Source organism: Streptomyces sp. NPDC058470 (assembly GCF_042721055.1).
Taxonomy (GTDB): Bacteria; Actinomycetota; Actinomycetes; order Streptomycetales; family Streptomycetaceae; genus Streptomyces.
The window spans coordinates 47,479-63,921 of record NZ_JBHXMF010000024.1; the positions used below are offsets into that span (position 1 = coordinate 47,479).

Consider the following 16,443-nt stretch of genomic DNA (forward strand, 5'->3'; position numbering starts at 1 on the left):
GATGGCCGCAGCCTTCCACAGCTGCCGGGCGCGTCGGACACGACGCTGACGTGCATTTTGGTCGGCGAGGTCACCGGCTGTACGAGCGTAGGCTTCCACAGCCTGAAGCCGGGGAAGCCGAGCACCGGAAACCGCTTGACTAAGCGTCGACGCCCCGCAGTAGTACGGCTTGAGCCCTGTACGCCTCGCCATCTCACGGTAAGTGACACAGCTGGTCGCCTTGAGCTCACGCAGGTATTCCACTAGCTCCCGGAGCCGGGGACCCGCACTGGCGTCGATGTTCAAGACGGGCCGGCCCATGGTTACAGGCCCTGGTCTGCCCTGCTATCACCAGAGCGAAGTCCGACCAGCAAGTCGGCCATGGTCGCGGCCAGTACTGCGAGGGCGCCGGGATCCATACCTTCAAGCCCAGCGCGAGCAGCCAGCACTAGCACGAGTACTACGACCACAACCACCACTGGCGTTGTAACCCACCGCCCATCGGTGTAGCCGGTGAAACAGAAGGTGATTGTCGTGAATGCACCAGTATGCGAAGTAGAACTGGACATGATGCGGCTCCATATTTGAGGTGAAGGACCAACGGTTCAACTGTGCTATGGGCACAGGGACTTGGGGCCATATATCGGCCTCCGTTGATGCCTCGATCGTCTCAACCTCAGGGGCTCCGAAGCTACTTACTGGGTCGGACCGCGCTGCGGACGCCTGCACCCGACTAACCGGGCCGATCCGCTCCCTTCCTGGTCAGCCTCGTTCTCAAGAATTTTTGATCCGATCCTGTCCAGCGCCTTCAGGATGAGGGTGTGAAGCTGGCAGACCGGTCGAGGTGGAAGTCGGAGCCGGGAGCCGTCGAAGTCCAACCTCGCGCAAGGCGAGCCGAGCGGACGCAGCAACAGCGGACGGTAGTAAGGGCTCTGCCTCGCGGCCGATCCAGTTGCTCGGATGCGGCAGGTCGGTGGTGACCACGAGCGTCATGCCCGGGGCGTCCGTATGGTCAACCGCGAACATGCACGGCGACCAGGACAGGCCCTGGAAGTACGTCGCTCCCACGCAGCCGCCAGCGGTAGACCGTGCCGCCCACAACGATCCGTCGCCACCCCCGACGGCCCCAGAGCCATGACACCCCCTCCAGCAGCGATGATGCCATCAAGCCCGGCCCAGTCCCCGTCTCAGCTTCCGTCTCACTCGGCACCGTCAACGACCGTTCAGGCGGGACCGGAGGCCGGGGCGGAGCACACGGCCGGCCGCCCATGAACGCAGGTAAACGGCCCCGGACGAGTCGGTCATGACCACCAACACAGTTGGAAAGCCTGTTGGGGCATTGGCCCAGCGGGCCCCTTGTGTCTCCTTAAGGAGCAACGCGCACGTTGCCGCCCAGTTGTCGCAACTGCCCCCATCGAGCAACTCTGCAAGCTAGCGTGACGGCCGTTACACCTGAACGGGAGCGGCATGGCATTCATCTCGAAGAAGAGCCCAGAGCAACAGGCCCAGGCAGCGGCGGAGAAGGAACGCAAGCGGCAGGAGGCGGAAGAGAAGCAGCAGGCCGAGCGGCTCGAACGCGAGAGACAGGCGTTCCTGGCCACACCCGTGGGTCAAGCCCGCCAGTGCTTTGAGCGGGGGGACCTCGTATATCAGTGCTCAATCGACATTGTGAGCCAGCAAGCGATCATCGTTGCCATGGTTGGAAGTGCGACCACACAGCGAACGGCGGATGCCGTAGTCGTCCTCAACGCCGTGTGTCGAGAGGGGTGGGAGCTGGTGAACGGCTCATTCGTCTTCGTAGAGCAAGGCCAGCAGAGCCGCGACAAGTTCATGTCATCCGGTCAGAACGTCGCGATCAAGGGGGAGACCGTGGGCTACTACCTCTTCAAGCGTTGCGAGGCGAACAGACGCGAGTCCTAATCGGCAGCCGGCGCTTGCCTGTGGTCGGGGAGCTACGGATCAGAAGTTCTCTGACATCCAAGGCTGACATCAACGACGCCGGACGGAGGCGTACGCCAGCGTCTCTGTCCGGCCATCGCACCAGTGGATGGCAGCTGCTGGAGCGGGGTCGGATCGAACTCCTAAAGCGGTGTTCAGCTATCTCCTTACGGATAGCTCATCCAACCTGTCGGTTGGCTCTGCCGCTCGTCCGGGCTGCGGCGCTGGGGCGCCGGTCCCGGCCGGACGGCAGGGCCAACCGGGGCGCAGAGCGCCCTGCGCAAGTAGATGCCCTGTACGACGGTCGCCGGGCAGCGGCGTCGTACAGGGCCTCTAGCCGGCCAGTCACGGGAGCAGCTCGGACCGCAACGACCGGGGCACGGGGCTGGTCAGGCGTCGCCGACAGTCAGGCAACAGACGCTTGTCGGCGGGGATCGGTTGAACAGGCCGGAGCCGTAGCGTGAGCCGCCTCCGCAGCAAGTCCCAACGCAATCAGTTCGGCCAGGAGTAGCGCCGCCTCCGGGCGTATCGTGCCGAGGCGTACCAGGCCTTCACCGAAGACGTTCACATCGGCCGTGAGTCCAGGAAAGTCGGACTCCAGTCCCAGGTCTGTGAGTTGCGAGGCCAGTATGTCGGCGCTGCGCCGGGCCTGCGTCCAGCCGCGGACGTAGGGGACACCAGGCATCAGGTCCTCGGCACGCCTAGCAACAACTCCTCGCCGGTCGGTCATAGCGTCAGTCCTCTCGCGTCCGTAGTTCGGGGACTCCATTGCGTTCGCTGCCGCCGTCCGTCCCGGACGACAACGCGAGTCGAAGGAGTTCGGCCAGGCGCTCCGCCGTTGCCGGTGACACGCGCCCGAGTTCGATCAGTCCGTGTCCGAAGGCGTTGAGGTCGGCTCGCAGGTAGGGAAAATCCTTCTCCATGCCCGCGACGGTCAGAACGTCTCGCAGGGCAGTCGTCGCGTTTCGGGCTGCGTACCAACCGTCGCTGTCCAAGGGGGACCACTGGGCGGCGTCCTGGTGATCGCGTGGTTCATCACGCATCGGCAGCCGGCCTCTCAGCGGTGACCATCTCCACGGCAGCCGGAGAGGGGTACTTCTCGCCGTACCGGTCGGCGCGTGCCAGCAGTTCGGATGCGGCTACGAGCATGGTTGCCAGAGCGACCGGGCGCAGCGGATTGGCCTCTGGGCGGCGTACTGGTGCGCGGAGCCACTGGTAGCGGTCGCCGGGCAGAGGCATGGGGCCTGGGACAACGACGACGGAGCCGAGGCTCAGGTAGCGGTACGAGGGCGGAGTCTGCATCTCCCGTGCGAGGAAGTGCGCGAAGCTCTCGTGGCTCCGGGAGTTGAGTAGGAAGCCCACTCGTCGGGCCTTGTGATCTACCACGACCGGGCCGAACGGCAGCCCCCGGCGTACGAGTTGGTCGAAGGTCTCCAGTCCTGTGCGCTGCTCGATCGTCACCACGTCGAAGAGGCGCCCCGTCGGCAACATGCACGGGGTGCGAGGGTCGTCCTCCCAAACCGCCCGGCACATCACCGGATCGTCAGCTGCGGCCGAGAGCCACTCGACACCCCTCCTGGTCATCCTCTGCACGTCATCTCACCTCAGTCAGACTGCGTTGCGGCCGCGATGCCGCCGTGCGTCCAGACTCGGGGCCGAGGCACTGGCCAGGGCAGATGACGTGAGGTGACGGGGGATGACGTGCAAACGTCTGGCGCGTCATCCCCCGTCTCCTATCGTCCAAGGACGTTCTCCGACTACTCCCTGCAATAAGTAATAACCAGCGCGTACATTCAGTTGCGGGAACGTTGTCGTATCGGCGCACGAGCAGGGAGTGAGCGGTCACGTCTTCGATGCAGTCGACCAGCGCCCACTTACGTGAGGCTCGCACGGGCCGAGGCTGGAGTCAGCCGAGGTTGGTACGCGAGTTACGCCAGGCCGCCGCCCGTCGCGGTCATCAACTGCCTTCAGACGCCAGCGTCAAGCGCCGCATTGCCAGTTGGGAGAACGGACACAGTTCCCCTGACGACTTCTACGGACCGCTTCTGTGCGACGCTTTCGGCATCAGCGCCGCGGAACTCGGGCTGAACCACGGTGGTGCGCACGACTCGGCCCTCTTGGACGCTGCCTATCCCGCCAGCCCGGATGCAGCGATTCAGACCGTCGGGCAGCTATGGCGAGCCGATCTCAACGGGTACGAGCCATTGCTCCAGACCGAGCCGTCCGAGCCGGCGTGGAGCGAAGCGTCACTGAGGTGGTTGGTCGCGCCCGAGCCGACGATTCCCCGGCCCCGTACTGACGGTGCACGCGTAGGTCTTGGCGATGTGGCAGCCGTCAAGACCACCGCGGACATGTTCGCCCATCTCGACGACCAGTTCGGCGGAGATCACGCGCGGCACGCAGTGATCCAGTATCTGAGTAACGACGTCGTTCCGATGCTGCGCGGCCGGTATACCGAGCAGGTGGGCAGGGCCCTCTTCTCCACCGTCGCTGAGGCGACTCTCCTTGCCGGTTGGATGTCGTACGACTCATGCCACCACGGTCTGGCCCAGCGGTATTTCCTCCAGGCACTCCGGTTGGCCCAGGACGCCAATGACCGCCGGCTGGCAGGCAGCATCCTTTCCGCCATGAGCCACCAGGCGACGTTCCTGGGTCGGTACACGCAGGCCGCCACCCTCGCTCGCGCCGCTCTCATGGGCATTTCGCCCGTAGCCACACCCACCTTGCGCGCCCAATTCCACGCCATGGAGGCTCGCGCCCTGGCACGAGCCGGTGATGTCGGCGCGTGCGAAGCCGCGTTGAGCGCGGCGACGAGGGCCCTGGAGAGCCGGAACAACGATGACGAGCCCGAGTGGATCAGCTACTTCGACGAGGCCGAGCTTGCCGCCGAAGCTGCGCACTGCTTCCGCGACGTGAACAGCGCCCGCCGGGCCGTGGCCCATGCAGAGAACGCCATGAGCGGAAGCCACGTACGAAGCGACTTCTTCGCGACCATGGTTCTCGCCGACGCCCACCTACGAGCAGGAGAAGCCGAGGAAGCCTGCCGCGTCGCACTCGATGCCCTCGACCTCGGAGAACAGCTCAAGTCCGCCCGTTGCGTCAGCTATCTCGCCGAGTTCCGGCAGAACCTTGCTGCCACCGGTGACAGCGCGATCTCGCGGGACTTCACGGAGCAGGCTCAGGAACACAGATTGTGGGTTGCTTCGGAGACGCAGCTCAGCCGCTGACCACACCTCAAAAGGGGCCCCACGAGTCTCGCCCCTCGCCAGTTCGCAGCGACCGCACGCGCCGCGTGAACTCCCCCGCAGAACGCTCGCTAGTACCGACCTGGTGGCCGAGCCAGGAAACCATCATCAGTTCGCGGAGATCCGCCAAGGTCTCATAGCCAGGCCAGTTCATCAGGTCGAAGCCATATCGGTGAACGAACTCTGCGTACTCAGCCTTCGTGTGCCAGCCGTACCGGTCGTAGAACATCGCGGTCTGGATCAGATCCCACTCGCGCGGGGCCAGCGCGAAGCCGTCGAGGTCGATCAGCACCGCGTGACCGTCCCGGTGGCGGAGGACGTTTCCTATGCTCCCGTCCCCGTGGATCATCCCGAAGGGGAGCACGAAGTCAAGCCGGTCATAGTCCTTGTTCAGTCTTGCCGCTCGCTCCTCCAGGAACGTGCGGTCTTCCTCCGAGACGCCATTCATCTGCCTCATAGAGCCCGACAGCTTCGCGAGCGGCTCAAAGTACGGGAGCCTCAGGGACTCGGGCTCCTCAAGCCAGTGGAGTCGGCGGAGCAGGTCGGCGAGCTCACCCACCGTGGCGTACTCCTCGTGCTCTTGCACGCTCTCCCAGAAGGTCACGATCCTGCCGCCCACCACCAGCGGTTGCGTGACTCCGGCCGGCACCCGAGTAGCCGGAAGGTCTTCCGCCTCCAGCCACCGGGCAACCCGTACTGCCCGATCCATGTCCTCCAGGACATCGGGGTCACGGGCAATGCGGACGATGATCGGCGACGTAGATAACCGGTACACGGCGTTGGAGCCGAGCCGCAGCAACTCGGCGCCGTCCGGGTCCAGTCCGGCTGTCCCACACGCCTCGCGCAGGACAGCCCCAAGGGCTTCCGCCGTGAACTCCGTGCCGCCGTCCTGGCCCCCGCCGCTGCCCGAGATCATGCCTCCGACCATACGGCGCCGCCCTACCGCTCGACAGGCCGCCCACGTAATAGGGACGTAATGACCTTGCTCAGCAGGCCCCATGGCTACCGCTCCCCCGCAGCTCAGGGGCCCAAGTGGCGCACGGCGTCACCTAGCCTCCGGAGCCGTGTGCGCAGGTTCGAATCCTGCCGGGGGCACCCTGTATGAGATGCCCGAAGACCCCGCCATCAGCGCTTTCGCTGGGGACGGGGTCTTGGCGTTTGGGTAGGCGTATGCCGCCCGAAGCGGCCGTACGTCGGGGTCCGTGGACGAGCTGTGGACGGGATCTTGGAGCGTTCCCGCAGTTGATGAGACTCGTTGGAGTCCGGTGGGTCCACTTCTCGTTTATCGTCGTCCCGGTCTTGGGCCGTGCCGTGGGTGGGGAGCCTGAGCGTTGCTGGGGACCGGCGGACCACCTTCACCCGCTGCCCACGGGCAGTTGATTGGACGAGTTGGGGGATCTCGTGGATGTGACCACACTTGCCGTCGCGCTCATCAGCGTCGGAGGAACGCTGGGCGGAACTCTGGGCGGGGCAGTGCTCAGTCAGCGCGTCACCCGGGAGCAAACCCGGCGTGCCGATCGTGAACGGGCAGAGGACCGCCACGACCGAGCGCAGGAAGCCAGACGGGATCTCTATGCCCGTCTGAACACCACGGCGCGCGCTTATCGGGTCGCTGCCCGAGACGCAGTCCGAGCAGCCGAGCGCGGTGAAAGCATCGAGCCGGCAGCCCTCGACACAGCCAAGGAAGCATGGTCAGAGCAATACTCTTTGGCACAGATGGCGCTGCCGAAGCATGTCCATCAGATGGCCTCGACCCTCAACAGGGCGCTCGGAGTCGGGTACTCCGTCGTAAAGCAGTTGCCGCGCAGTCCTGACCCGGACGGGTCGTACGACCGGGCCAAAGCTTGGTTCAGCGGCCCATTGTCCGACGGGGTGTACCTGCTGCGGGTCACTCTGCGCCATGACCTCGGCGTCGAGGTCGAGCCCGACTTCGAACACACTCACACGCGGATGCTCGCCGCGCTCGACAGCGAGCGGAGGAGTCTTGAGCACCTGCTCGCGTCTGAACAGGCCCAAGCCACACGGTCTGCTTGACGGGCAGGGCAAACGACGAGGCCCCTGGGCTGATCCGAGAGGCCCTCGGACACGATCAGGTGCCGTTACTCGTCCTCACGATGCAGGTCCTCGATGTGCTGGTTCTGCTCACGAGAACCAACAGCAAACGTTCAGCAGTTCCGACAGCGCCCTGGCGCAATCCTTGTTCGATGGAGGGGGCCATGTCCGCGCTCCGGCTTCCGGCGCCACCAGCCGCCCGCCCGGAGCGATGACGGTCTGGTCCACCGAGTCAGGAAGGCCGGCTGATCCCGTTGCCGGTCGACGTGCGGGCGAACCAGGTCCGCGTCTCGCCTGCCGTCAGGACGCGGGTCAGCTCGGCCGTGCCCGGGAGATGCGGGAAGAACCGGTCGGCGTTCCAACTGCGCTGGTATGACGGCTCGTCGAGCACGATCAGGCGGCGTCCCTCCACCACGGGGATGTCGTCGGGCAGCCCCTCGTTCCAAATCCGCTCGCCGTCCGGGGCGAGGAGTTCGAATGCCCCGGTCGTGACGGTCCGGCTGCGTCCCTGGGCGGGCTCGGGGTCCATGGCCAGGCGGACGCTCTCCGCCGAAGGCGTAGTGCCGGGCACGTGGCCGCCGCCGACGAGAACGTGGGCGAGCAGCGTGTGCAACTGAAAGTTGTCCCCGATGCCGCCGATGCGCACCTCGAACCCGGCCCCGGTGGGCTTGTGCAGCACCACAAGGGGCTCGTCGTCCAGAACCGCCAGCGCGTAGGCCAGGCATTTGAGGTCGTGCCGCTCAAGGGCCGCCAGGTCGCGGCAGGCGGGGAGGATCGCGGATGCGTGCCGACGGCGCACCTCGGCGCTGCGGCACAGCACGGCCAGCGCGGGCGGCTGCCACTCCTCGACCGAGCACCAGGCCAGCGCCAGCCGCGTGGCCTCGTGCACCTCGCCGCCGACTCGGGCCAGCAACGGCTCGTCAATGATCTTCTCGTCCGGCTGCGGCAGTTCGTCATCGGCCGCGCTGACCGCGGTCCAGCGGCGGGCGAACTCCAGGGCGTCGAGCAGGTCCTGGTGGACGCTGCCAAGAATCGGCTCAGCGCAGGCCACCGGATCGGCCCCGCACTCGACGCAGAAGCCGGCTGCCATCGCCAGCATCGACCGCGGGCCGGTAGGGGGGAAGGCGGGGAGTAGCGCCGCCAACCGTGGCCCTGCCAGGACGCGTTCAGCGTCCGACGCCGACTGCACACCGGTCATCACGGCGGTGAAGGCCCGCCCGGTGCGGTCGCCGTCGCGAGCGGCAACCGCCTCCTCCAACTCGGACACCTCGGCGGCGAAACCCGAAGCCTCCCGCTTCCTCTTGAAGATCACCGGCACACCTTAGGCCGGAGATCTGTCCCGCGTCATCAGACCCAGACTCTTCGAATCCCCTCGAACCGCCATCTGCTGTCGAAATCGATGAACTTCTGCTGTCGGTCCTCGTGAGCAGAGCCACGTGCAGGTAATCGCGGATGCGGCCGGAGGCCTCACCTGGGCGTCGGCGGCACTTCCCGGCTCGGCACACGACCTGGCTGCTGCGCGAACCCCACGGCATCATCGCCGCGTTGGCCAACGCTGACGTGATGACCTTCGCGGACAAGGCGTATCAAGGCGCCGACGGTTCCCTGCGTATCCCGTTCAAGCGGCACCACTACCGGCCGAAGCTGTCGCGCCGGCAGAAGGCCATGAACAAGTGAACAAGGCCACGCCCGGATCCGCCGCGGCGAACGCGCTGTCGCCACCCTCAAGACCTGGAACACCCGTACGTCAGTTACCGAATGATGGAGGAACGACATGAAGAGCACGACTGACACCGGGGTCGTCGCAGGCCCGGCATCGGGCCGGACCAGCCACACCCACCGACTCCGCGGGCTCGCCGGCACCGGCTTCATCGCCACGCTCGCAGCGATGGTGGCCACCACCCTCGCCGCGACGCTTGCCCACGCCGTTGGCATCGAATTCGAGGTCCCCGATGGTGGCGAGAGGATCCCGTTGTCCGGGTTCGCCGTGGTGACCGGCTTCTTCTCGGTCATGGGCATCGTCATTGCCGTCGCTCTTCTTCGTTGGAGCGCTCACCCCGCCAAGCGATTCGTGTGGACGGCCGTGTCGCTGACCGCGATCTCGATGGTCCCGCCCCTCCTCTCCGGGGCAGACACCGCCACCACCACCGTCCTCCTCGGGCTACACCTCGTCCCTGCGACGGTGATGATCCCCACTCTGACGCGGAGCCTCCGCACCCGGACCGATTGACGATGCCGCAACGCGACAATCCGCGACGCAAGGGCGTGCGCGAGCGCGTTAACCGGCCCCCCGATGCTGCCACCCTCTATGTCACGTCGAGTGTCGAGTGGCAGAGCGGGTGAAAGCGCCGACTCAGAGAGAGGGCAGGCCGGGCGTCCTGGTCTCTTGGCGCGTGGGAAGCGGGCGGTCGTAGACGTTGTTCGGGGTCACGATTTGGGTGATGGCTCGGGCGAGTAGGGAGGACGGCTCCTGGCCCTCGTAGGTGATGTCTGTGTTGATCATGAGTACCAAGGTGGCGTGCTGCGACGGCAGGTAGACAGTCACGGTCTCGTAGCCGGGGATGGAGCCGTTGTGGCCGATCCAGCCGCCGGAATTGAAGATGCCGAGGCCGTAGCTCAGGCCGGGAAAGCCGGTCGGGAGGGTCTTGAGTCGCTCCGCCTGGGTTTCCGGGCTGAGGAGCTCGCCGGTGGCTACGATCTTCGCCCAGCGGCGCAGGTCGTGCAGGTCCGAGATCATCGCCCCGGCCGACCAGGCCCAACTGGGGTTCCAGTCCGTGGAGTCGGCGACCTCGCCGCTCAGCGTCTGGTTGGTGTAGCCGCGCGGGTGGGGTTCGGGGAACTCTGGGCCCGACGGGAACAGGGTCTGGCGCAGATGGGCCGGGCGGAGTACCTGCCGCTGGATGACGTCCTCGACGCGGTGACCGGTGACCCTCTCGATCACCAGGCCGAGGAGTACGAGGTTGCTGTTGTTGTACTCGAACGCCTTCCCCGGCGCGGAGGTGTTCTTGTGCTTGTAGCCGTACGCGAGCAGCTCCTGCGGGGTGAACGTCCGGCTCGGGTCGCTCAGCAGATCGTGCACGAAGTCGGCGTCGGCACTGTAGGGGAACAGACCGCTGCGCATCTCGGCCAGCTGCCTCAGCGTGATCCGGTCGCCGTCGGGCACCCCGTCGACGTACGCGGAGATCGGGTCGTCCAGGCCGATGCGACCGGCGTCGACGAGCTTGAGCAGCGCGGTGACCGTGAAGGTCTTGGTCTCGCTGCCGATCCGGAAGAACTTGTCGGTGGTCATCGGCTCGCCGGTGGCGGTGTCGGCGACCCCGGTCGCACGGACGTAGCTTCCCCTGCCGGGCATCCACAGTCCGACGACGACACCGGGGATGTCGGCCTGCCGGCGGACCTTCTCGATGGCGGCGTCCAGCCTGGCGGTCAGTTGGTGACCGAGCTGCGGCGGGTGCTCGTCGCCCCTGTCGTGTCGGGCGACTGCCGCCGCCGCGTTGACGGCCGTAGCGGGAATCGCTGCCATCGGTGCCAGTACGGATGCCACGAGCAGGGTGGCGGCGAGGACACGGCGGGAGGGGGTACGTCGCATGTCGGGGCGCCTCTTCCAGGTCAGGGGCTGAGGTGGCAACGTCACCATCCGCCCCCTGGGTGGAGGTCGCCGTCGGGCACGCGTTCGGCGAAGTCCACTCGTTCGGAGCCACGCGGGTGACGGAGGGCGCCCAGGGGGTCGCGGCCGCGGATGCCTCCCGGGCCCGCCTGATGAGCGCCTTGGGGTTGGTGCCTCCGGTGTTTCTGACGCGTCCGCCTGTCCGGACCGGGCGGGGCACCCCCCGGTCATGCTGCTGGAGCCCTGGCGTCAGCAGGTCTCGCGGAGGTAGCCGTTCGTGTCCTTGGACAGGACCAACTGGTCGCGGCGGACGATGCTCAGAGTGGTGCTCCAGTCGGCGCACACTGTCGACAGTCCCTTCGCCGTGTACTCGACCACGAGCACGTTGTTGTCGAAGGCCTCGGCGAACTCGCCGCACTCGTTCCACTCGCCGCACTCCTCCACCACGGCGAAGTCCAGGCCTACGGACGCACGGTCGGGGACGAGTTCCAGGGTGTTCTTCTGGGCGATGGCCAGGCCCTTCCCGTGGGCGTGCTCCGACAGCAGTTTCATGAACGCCTTGGCCTGGTTGGCCGTGAGGTAGTCCGGGAAGCGGGTGAAGGTGTCGTAGTTGTCGGGCTCGACGGCCTGGTAGCCCTTGGCGGCGCACTGGTCGATCCAGGCAATCACCTCGGCGGCGATGCGCTTTCGCTTGGCGGCGGTACGGATGTCCAGGACCGCCTCGCCCCAGTCCTTGTCGTAGACGACCTTCCCGTTGGCGTCACGCAGCAGCAGGTCGGGGTCCCAGTCACCCTCCGCGTCCTCCTGCGCCTGGAAGGCGTTGAAATTGCAGATGTTGTAGACACCCGGCGCGGGCGCGTCCTCGTGGCTGCGGCTGACCACCTGCACTCCGGTCGGCGGGGTGTACGCGCCGCCGACCTGGTAGTCCCACCGCACGTGCTTCGGCGGAGGCTTCACAGCGGGGGCGGCTGCGGGTGCGGTCGGCGACCGGGAAGTGTCGTTCTCGTCCGACCAGCCGGTTCTCACTGTCGCCACGGTCAGGCCGACGACGACCACGGCTGCGGCGAGGCTGACGGTGATGCGCCGCCCTCGACGTTGGTGACCGGGGTGGGTGTTGCCCGTTTCCCCGGCCCCTCCGGCGGTGAGCAGGCCTGATGGAACGGAGTGACCGGGGTGGGTGTTGTCCGTTTCCCCGGCCCCTCCGGCGGTGAGCAGGCCCGGTGGAACGGAGTGCGGATGCGAAACCTGGTGGCTGGTTCCGGCCGAGCCGGCCGCTCCCGGCACACCCGGCACGCCTGACACGGCTGGCCCCTCCGGCTCAGCGGCACCCGGCAGCGTACGGAGCAAGCGCTGCAGTTCGGCGAGTTCGGGCCGGGCGGCCGGTTCCTTGTCCAGGCAGCGTTCGGCGATGCTCCGGAGCGGTTCGGCGACGGCGTCCAAAGCCGGTGCCTCGTACATCACCTGATAGCCCGTCAGGTACGGGCTGCTTCCGTCGAAGGGACGGCTGCCCGTGGCCGCGTACACCAGCAGCGAGCCCAGCGAGAACACGTCCGAGGCGGCCGTGACGTCCCTGGGTGAGGCGAACTGCTCCGGCGACATGAACGGCGGCGTGCCGATCAGCCGTCCGGTGACGGTGAGGGCCTGGTTGTCGACGGCGTGCGAGATGCCGAAGTCGATCACGCGGGGCCCGTCTTCGGCCATCAGGACGTTGCTCGGCTTCAGGTCACGGTGCACCACACCCACCCGGTGGATGTCCCGCAGCGCTTCGACAAGGCCCAGCGCCAGCACGCGCAACCGGCCTCCGCGCAGCGGGCCGTCCGTGTTCACCCTGTCCGCCAGCGTGCGGCCCGGCACGTACAGGGTCGCCATCCACGGCCGTTCGGCGTCCGGATCGGCGTCCACCACAGGGGCCGTGAACGCCCCGCTCACCCGCCGGACCGCCGCGATCTCCTGTCTGAAGCGCGTCCGGAACTCCTCGTCCTGCGCGTACTGCGCGTGCACGACCTTGACCGCGACTCGCCGTCCCGAGTCCGAGCGGCCCAGATAGACGACGCCCATGCCGCCGCTGCCGAGCCGTTCGACCAGGGCATAGCCGCCTATGGACTCCAGATCGCCGGGGCTCGGAGACATCGCGGGTCACCTTTCCCAAGTGCCGTGCCTCGAAAAGCTGTTCAGTCTCGAAAAGCTGTTCAGTGGGGATCAGACTAGTGCCGAGATCCCTGACCTTGCTGTCCAACCACAATGCGGTTGACTCGGGATCGAGTTGGCGGTTCAGCGGACCCGACGCGACACCGGGTGCGGTGTCCCGCGCCTCACCAAAGACAACCTCGCCGCAGCCGGCCCTGCCCGGCTCTGCTCTGCCCTGCCTGGTCCGGTCCTGCCCGGTCCGACCGGGATCCGCCTCGGAATCACGTGGATTCATCTCGGAATGCAGTGGACAAGATGGCGGCGCTTTCCCTGCCTCTTCAGTTGGTCTCGCCCCCGCGATTTCCCCGGAGGAGCACCGTCGCGTTCTGGGTGACATTGCGCACAATATGGGTGGATACGTCTAGGCAAGCGGTTGTTTGTCGTTAACAGTTGGGCTGGATATTTCCCATCCAACCGGCACAGAAAGCTCCCGCTCGCATGCGCAATTCTTCCGACGTCCCCGTGCAGCCCCACCCCGTCACGGTCGCCGAAGTGATTCCCGGTGATCTTCTCGCCCTGTCGGAAGAGGATGTGGCGGCGGACAGGTGGTACGTGGTGATGCACACCTTGCCCGAGAGCCCGCGGACCATTCGGCTGGCGCTGCGGCCGCCTCTCGGGGGAAGTGATCACGAGCGGGTGTTCCAGCGGGATCACCAAGTGACGGTGGGGTGTCGGCGGATGGATGTCGCCGGGGTTCCGGAGATCGGTTCGGCCGATCTGGAAACGGTGGAATTCAGGGACGGGGACCAGGTCACCTCGCTGCGCGCCGTCGACCCGGGGGCCGTCGAGGAGTCGTACAGCCGCCGGTGGGGGCAGTGGTACCGGCACCTGGAGAGCCGGGACGAGGAGCCGGTGTCGGACTCGGGGCTGCGGGAACGGGCCGCGCGGGAAGTCGCGGAGGGCCATGTCGTACGGCATCTTCCGCGGCCGCGTGCGAGCGCGGGCAGCGGTTCCGCGCGGCCGCGGCGGGTCGTCGTGACCGGGCTCGGGGCCGTGACGCCGCTCGGGGTGGGCGTGGACGAGCTCTGGCAGGGGCTGGTCGAAGGGCGTTGCGGGATAACGGAGTTGGAGGGTGCGGAGTTCGACGGGCTGCCTGTGCGGATCGCCGGGAGTGTTCTCGTGGATCCCGTGGGGCTGTTGCCCCGGCCGCAGGCTCGGCGGATGAACCGGGCCGCGCAGTTCGCGGTGATCGCGGCACGGGAGGCCTGGCAGGACGGCGGGCTGGACGTGGCCGGGACGGTCGAGAGCGGGCTTGAGCCCGAGCGGGTCGGGGTCAGCGTCGGCGCCATCCTCGGGGATGCCGCCGTGCTCGTCGGCGGTGACCGGCAGCTGCGGGACAAGGGGCCGCGCGCCGTGTCGCCCCTCACCACGCCGATGACCGTGCCCTCGCAGGCCGCGTCCCAGGTGTCACTCGCGCTGCGGATCACCGGCGAGGCCCGCACCGTGAGCAGCGCCTGCGCGTCCGGCACCGAGGCCATCGGGCAGGCCATCGACCGCATCCGGTACGGGCATGTCGACATCGCCCTGGCCGGTGGCGCGGAGGCCGTGGTCACCCCGGCGATCATGGCCTCGTTCGCCGCGATGCGCGCGCTGTCCACGCACGCGCTCGGATCCACCAGCCCCTCCCGGCCGTTCGCCAAGGACCGGGACGGCTTCGTCAACGGCGAGGGGGCCGGCTTCCTGCTGCTGGAGGCCGAGGAACACGCGCGGGCCCGTGGCGCCCGGATCTACTGCGAAGCCGCCGGATGGGGGCTCTCAGCCGACGCTCACCACATGGCCGCGCCCGATCCGTCTGGCAAGGGTGTCGCTCTCGCGATGCGACGGGCCGTACGGGACGCCGGCGCGCATGTCGTGGATGTCGTACACGTCAACGCCCATGCCACCGCCACCTCCGACGGTGACCTCGCCGAGGCGGGTGCACTGCGGGCCGTGCTCGGCCGGGGCGTCCCCGTGACCGCGCTCAAGGGACACCTCGGTCATCTGCAGGGCGCCGCGGGCGGGGTGGAGGCCGTCGCCGCCGTGCTCACACTCCACCACGGGCTCATTCCGCCGACCATCGGCTGTGATGAACAGGACGACGCCATCGAACTGGACGTGGTGACCAAGAGTCCGCGGCCGCTGCCCACCCTCGGCGACCTCGCCCTCAGCAACTCGTTCGGATTCGGCGGTCACAACGCGGTGTTGGCGCTTCGGCGCGTCGGGTGATTCAGGCGGGCGCGTCTTCGGGGGCACAGCAGCGCCTCAGATAATTCAGGCGGAGGCGCGCTTTCGGGGGGACGCCTTCTTTGCCGCGGGGGGATTCTTCGCCGTGGTCTTCTTCGCCGCCGCCGTCCTCTTGCCGGCAGCCTGGGTGGCCGACTTGGTGGCCGACTTGGTGGCCGACTGCTTTGATGTCGCCTTCGTCGGCGTCTTCGATGTGGGCTTCGTTGCGGTCTTCGTCGTCGTCTTTTTCGCCGCTGCCTTCTTCGCCGCCGGCTTTTTCGCCGTCGACTTCTTCCCGCCGACTTCCTTGGGAGCCGTGCGGGACGCGAGCCGGGTGACCTCGGCGGCTTCGCCGGTCTCGGTGGTCTCGGTGGTTTCCTCGCTCTCGCCCCGTGATTCCTTGGCCGCGCGCACGCTCTTCTCCAGGGCGGCCATCAGGTCGAGCACCTTGCCGCCGGTCTTCTCGCCGGTGGGGGTGGCGGGGGCCTCCACCCCGGAGGCCTTGGCCGCGATGAGTTCGTTCACGGCCTCGCGGTAGTCGTCGTGCAGGTCGGCCAGGTCGACCTCGCCGAGGGTGTCCATCAGGGCGTCCGCCAGGTCCAGTTCCTTGTCCCGGACGGTGACGGCGGTGTCCGGGGCCACGTCCTGCGGGGCGCGGATCTCGTCCGGCCAGAGCAGGCCGTGCATGGCGATGACGTCGTCGACGACGCGGAGCATGCCCAGGCGTTCCCGGCCGCGCAGGGCGAACTTCGCGATGGCGACCTTCTGGCTGCGTTTCAGGGCCTCGCGCAGGAGGGTGTACGGCTTGGCGGCGGGGACGCCGTTCGCGGACAGGTAGTACGCCGTGTCCATCTGGAGCGGGTCGATCCGGTCGGCCGGTACGAAGGCCACGATCTCGATCGTCCTCGCGGTCGGGATGGGCAGCTGGGCCAGGTCCTCGTCCGTGATCGGGATCAGTGTGCCGTCCGCGTCCTCGTACGCCTTGCCGATCTCCCCCGACGTCACCTCACGGTCCTCCGCCTCGCAGAACTTGCGGTAGCGGATGCGGCCGCCGTCGTCGAGGTGGATCTGGCGGAAGGAGACCGAGTGGCTCTCCGTGGCATTCACGAGCTTGATCGGGATGCTGACCAGGCCGAAGGAGATGGCGCCGTTCCATATGGATCGCACGTGCAGCACCTTCCACTCGATTGCATCCGGTTTTGGATAATTTCTTACTGTTAGGTGAGATTGTCA

The 16,443-nt window shown here is 67.4% G+C and carries 12 protein-coding genes and 2 pseudogenes; 6 read left to right on the forward strand and 8 right to left on the reverse strand.

All coding sequences use genetic code 11. From position 1 onward, the window contains the following. Positions 1-87: 87 nt before the first annotated feature. Positions 88-300 (reverse strand): annotated as a pseudogene (locus tag ACFWP7_RS19290) (helix-turn-helix domain-containing protein); the annotation flags it as partial. Positions 301-1,446: 1,146 nt separating this feature from the next. Between ACFWP7_RS19290 and ACFWP7_RS19295 the strand changes: the two are divergent. Then, entirely contained in the window at positions 1,447-1,899 is a 453-nt protein-coding gene (locus ACFWP7_RS19295) for a hypothetical protein (RefSeq protein ID WP_384382736.1), read from the forward strand. Between the two features lie 752 nt (positions 1,900-2,651). Here the strand turns inward: ACFWP7_RS19295 and ACFWP7_RS19300 are convergent. Together ACFWP7_RS19300 and ACFWP7_RS19305 are read right to left on the reverse strand one after the other, a co-directional pair. Continuing rightward, positions 2,652-2,840, reverse strand: a complete 189-nt coding sequence (locus tag ACFWP7_RS19300) for a hypothetical protein (protein ID WP_384382737.1) — start codon at positions 2,838-2,840, stop codon at positions 2,652-2,654. Between the two features lie 112 nt (positions 2,841-2,952). Next, positions 2,953-3,501, reverse strand: a complete 549-nt coding sequence (locus ACFWP7_RS19305) for a bifunctional DNA primase/polymerase (RefSeq protein ID WP_384382790.1) — start codon at positions 3,499-3,501, stop codon at positions 2,953-2,955. A gap of 269 nt (positions 3,502-3,770) precedes the next feature. Between ACFWP7_RS19305 and ACFWP7_RS19310 the strand changes: the two genes are divergently transcribed. Then, positions 3,771-5,144, forward strand: a complete 1,374-nt coding sequence (locus ACFWP7_RS19310) for a hypothetical protein (RefSeq protein ID WP_384382738.1) — start codon at positions 3,771-3,773, stop codon at positions 5,142-5,144. Between the two features lie 7 nt (positions 5,145-5,151). On the opposite strand, the gene ACFWP7_RS19315 is transcribed toward ACFWP7_RS19310, so the two are convergent. Further along, on the reverse strand, positions 5,152-6,078 hold the full coding sequence (locus ACFWP7_RS19315; protein ID WP_384382739.1) for a phosphotransferase family protein: 927 nt from the start codon (positions 6,076-6,078) through the stop codon (positions 5,152-5,154). A 491-nt stretch (positions 6,079-6,569) separates the two neighbouring features. Here ACFWP7_RS19315 and ACFWP7_RS19320 point away from each other — a divergent pair, with 491 nt between their 5' ends. Continuing rightward, entirely contained in the window at positions 6,570-7,196 is a 627-nt protein-coding gene (locus tag ACFWP7_RS19320; protein WP_384382740.1) for a hypothetical protein, read from the forward strand. Between the two features lie 250 nt (positions 7,197-7,446). Here ACFWP7_RS19320 and ACFWP7_RS19325 read toward each other — a convergent pair whose 3' ends face one another. Further along, positions 7,447-8,526 (reverse strand): hypothetical protein, encoded by a 1,080-nt coding sequence (locus ACFWP7_RS19325; protein ID WP_384382741.1) that lies wholly within the window; start codon positions 8,524-8,526, stop codon positions 7,447-7,449. 121 nt (positions 8,527-8,647) lie between these two features. On the opposite strand from ACFWP7_RS19325, the pseudogene ACFWP7_RS19330 reads away from it, so the two are divergent. Further along, positions 8,648-8,949: pseudogene (locus ACFWP7_RS19330) on the forward strand (transposase family protein); the annotation flags it as partial. A 39-nt stretch (positions 8,950-8,988) separates the two neighbouring features. Further along, positions 8,989-9,444 carry a DUF6069 family protein gene (locus tag ACFWP7_RS19335; protein WP_384382742.1) on the forward strand — a complete coding sequence of 152 codons (456 nt, stop codon included), beginning with the start codon at positions 8,989-8,991 and terminating at the stop codon, positions 9,442-9,444. Between the two features lie 123 nt (positions 9,445-9,567). On the opposite strand, the gene ACFWP7_RS19340 is transcribed toward ACFWP7_RS19335, so the two are convergent. Continuing rightward, positions 9,568-10,803: a serine hydrolase domain-containing protein gene (locus tag ACFWP7_RS19340; RefSeq protein WP_384382743.1), complete on the reverse strand. Its 1,236-nt coding sequence runs from the start codon at positions 10,801-10,803 to the stop codon at positions 9,568-9,570. Positions 10,804-11,070: 267 nt separating this feature from the next. After that, positions 11,071-12,951 (reverse strand): endo alpha-1,4 polygalactosaminidase, encoded by a 1,881-nt coding sequence (locus ACFWP7_RS19345; protein ID WP_384382744.1) that lies wholly within the window; start codon positions 12,949-12,951, stop codon positions 11,071-11,073. 495 nt (positions 12,952-13,446) lie between these two features. Between ACFWP7_RS19345 and ACFWP7_RS19350 the strand changes: the two genes are divergently transcribed. Beyond that, positions 13,447-15,213, forward strand: a complete 1,767-nt coding sequence (locus ACFWP7_RS19350; protein ID WP_384382745.1) for a beta-ketoacyl-[acyl-carrier-protein] synthase family protein — start codon at positions 13,447-13,449, stop codon at positions 15,211-15,213. A 45-nt stretch (positions 15,214-15,258) separates the two neighbouring features. Here the strand turns inward: ACFWP7_RS19350 and ACFWP7_RS19355 are convergent, their stop codons facing one another. Continuing rightward, a complete protein-coding gene (locus tag ACFWP7_RS19355) occupies positions 15,259-16,386 on the reverse strand; it encodes a Ku protein (protein ID WP_384382746.1) in 1,128 nt (375 codons plus the stop codon). Between the last annotated feature and the right edge of the window lie 57 nt (positions 16,387-16,443).

Excerpts from the sequence above, each read along its gene's own strand:
- ACFWP7_RS19295 (WP_384382736.1), top strand. The coding sequence starts at position 1,447 with ATGGCATTCATCTCGAAGAAGAGCCCAGAGCAACAGGCCCAGGCAGCG.
- ACFWP7_RS19300 (WP_384382737.1), bottom strand. The coding sequence starts at position 2,840 with ATGGAGAAGGATTTTCCCTACCTGCGAGCCGACCTCAACGCCTTCGGA.
- ACFWP7_RS19305 (WP_384382790.1), bottom strand. The coding sequence starts at position 3,501 with ATGACCAGGAGGGGTGTCGAGTGGCTCTCGGCCGCAGCTGACGATCCG.
- ACFWP7_RS19310 (WP_384382738.1), top strand. The coding sequence starts at position 3,771 with ATGCAGTCGACCAGCGCCCACTTACGTGAGGCTCGCACGGGCCGAGGC.
- ACFWP7_RS19315 (WP_384382739.1), bottom strand. The coding sequence starts at position 6,078 with ATGATCTCGGGCAGCGGCGGGGGCCAGGACGGCGGCACGGAGTTCACG.
- ACFWP7_RS19335 (WP_384382742.1), top strand. The coding sequence starts at position 8,989 with ATGAAGAGCACGACTGACACCGGGGTCGTCGCAGGCCCGGCATCGGGC.
- ACFWP7_RS19340 (WP_384382743.1), bottom strand. The coding sequence starts at position 10,803 with ATGCGACGTACCCCCTCCCGCCGTGTCCTCGCCGCCACCCTGCTCGTG.
- ACFWP7_RS19345 (WP_384382744.1), bottom strand. The coding sequence starts at position 12,951 with ATGTCTCCGAGCCCCGGCGATCTGGAGTCCATAGGCGGCTATGCCCTG.
- ACFWP7_RS19350 (WP_384382745.1), top strand. The coding sequence starts at position 13,447 with ATGCGCAATTCTTCCGACGTCCCCGTGCAGCCCCACCCCGTCACGGTC.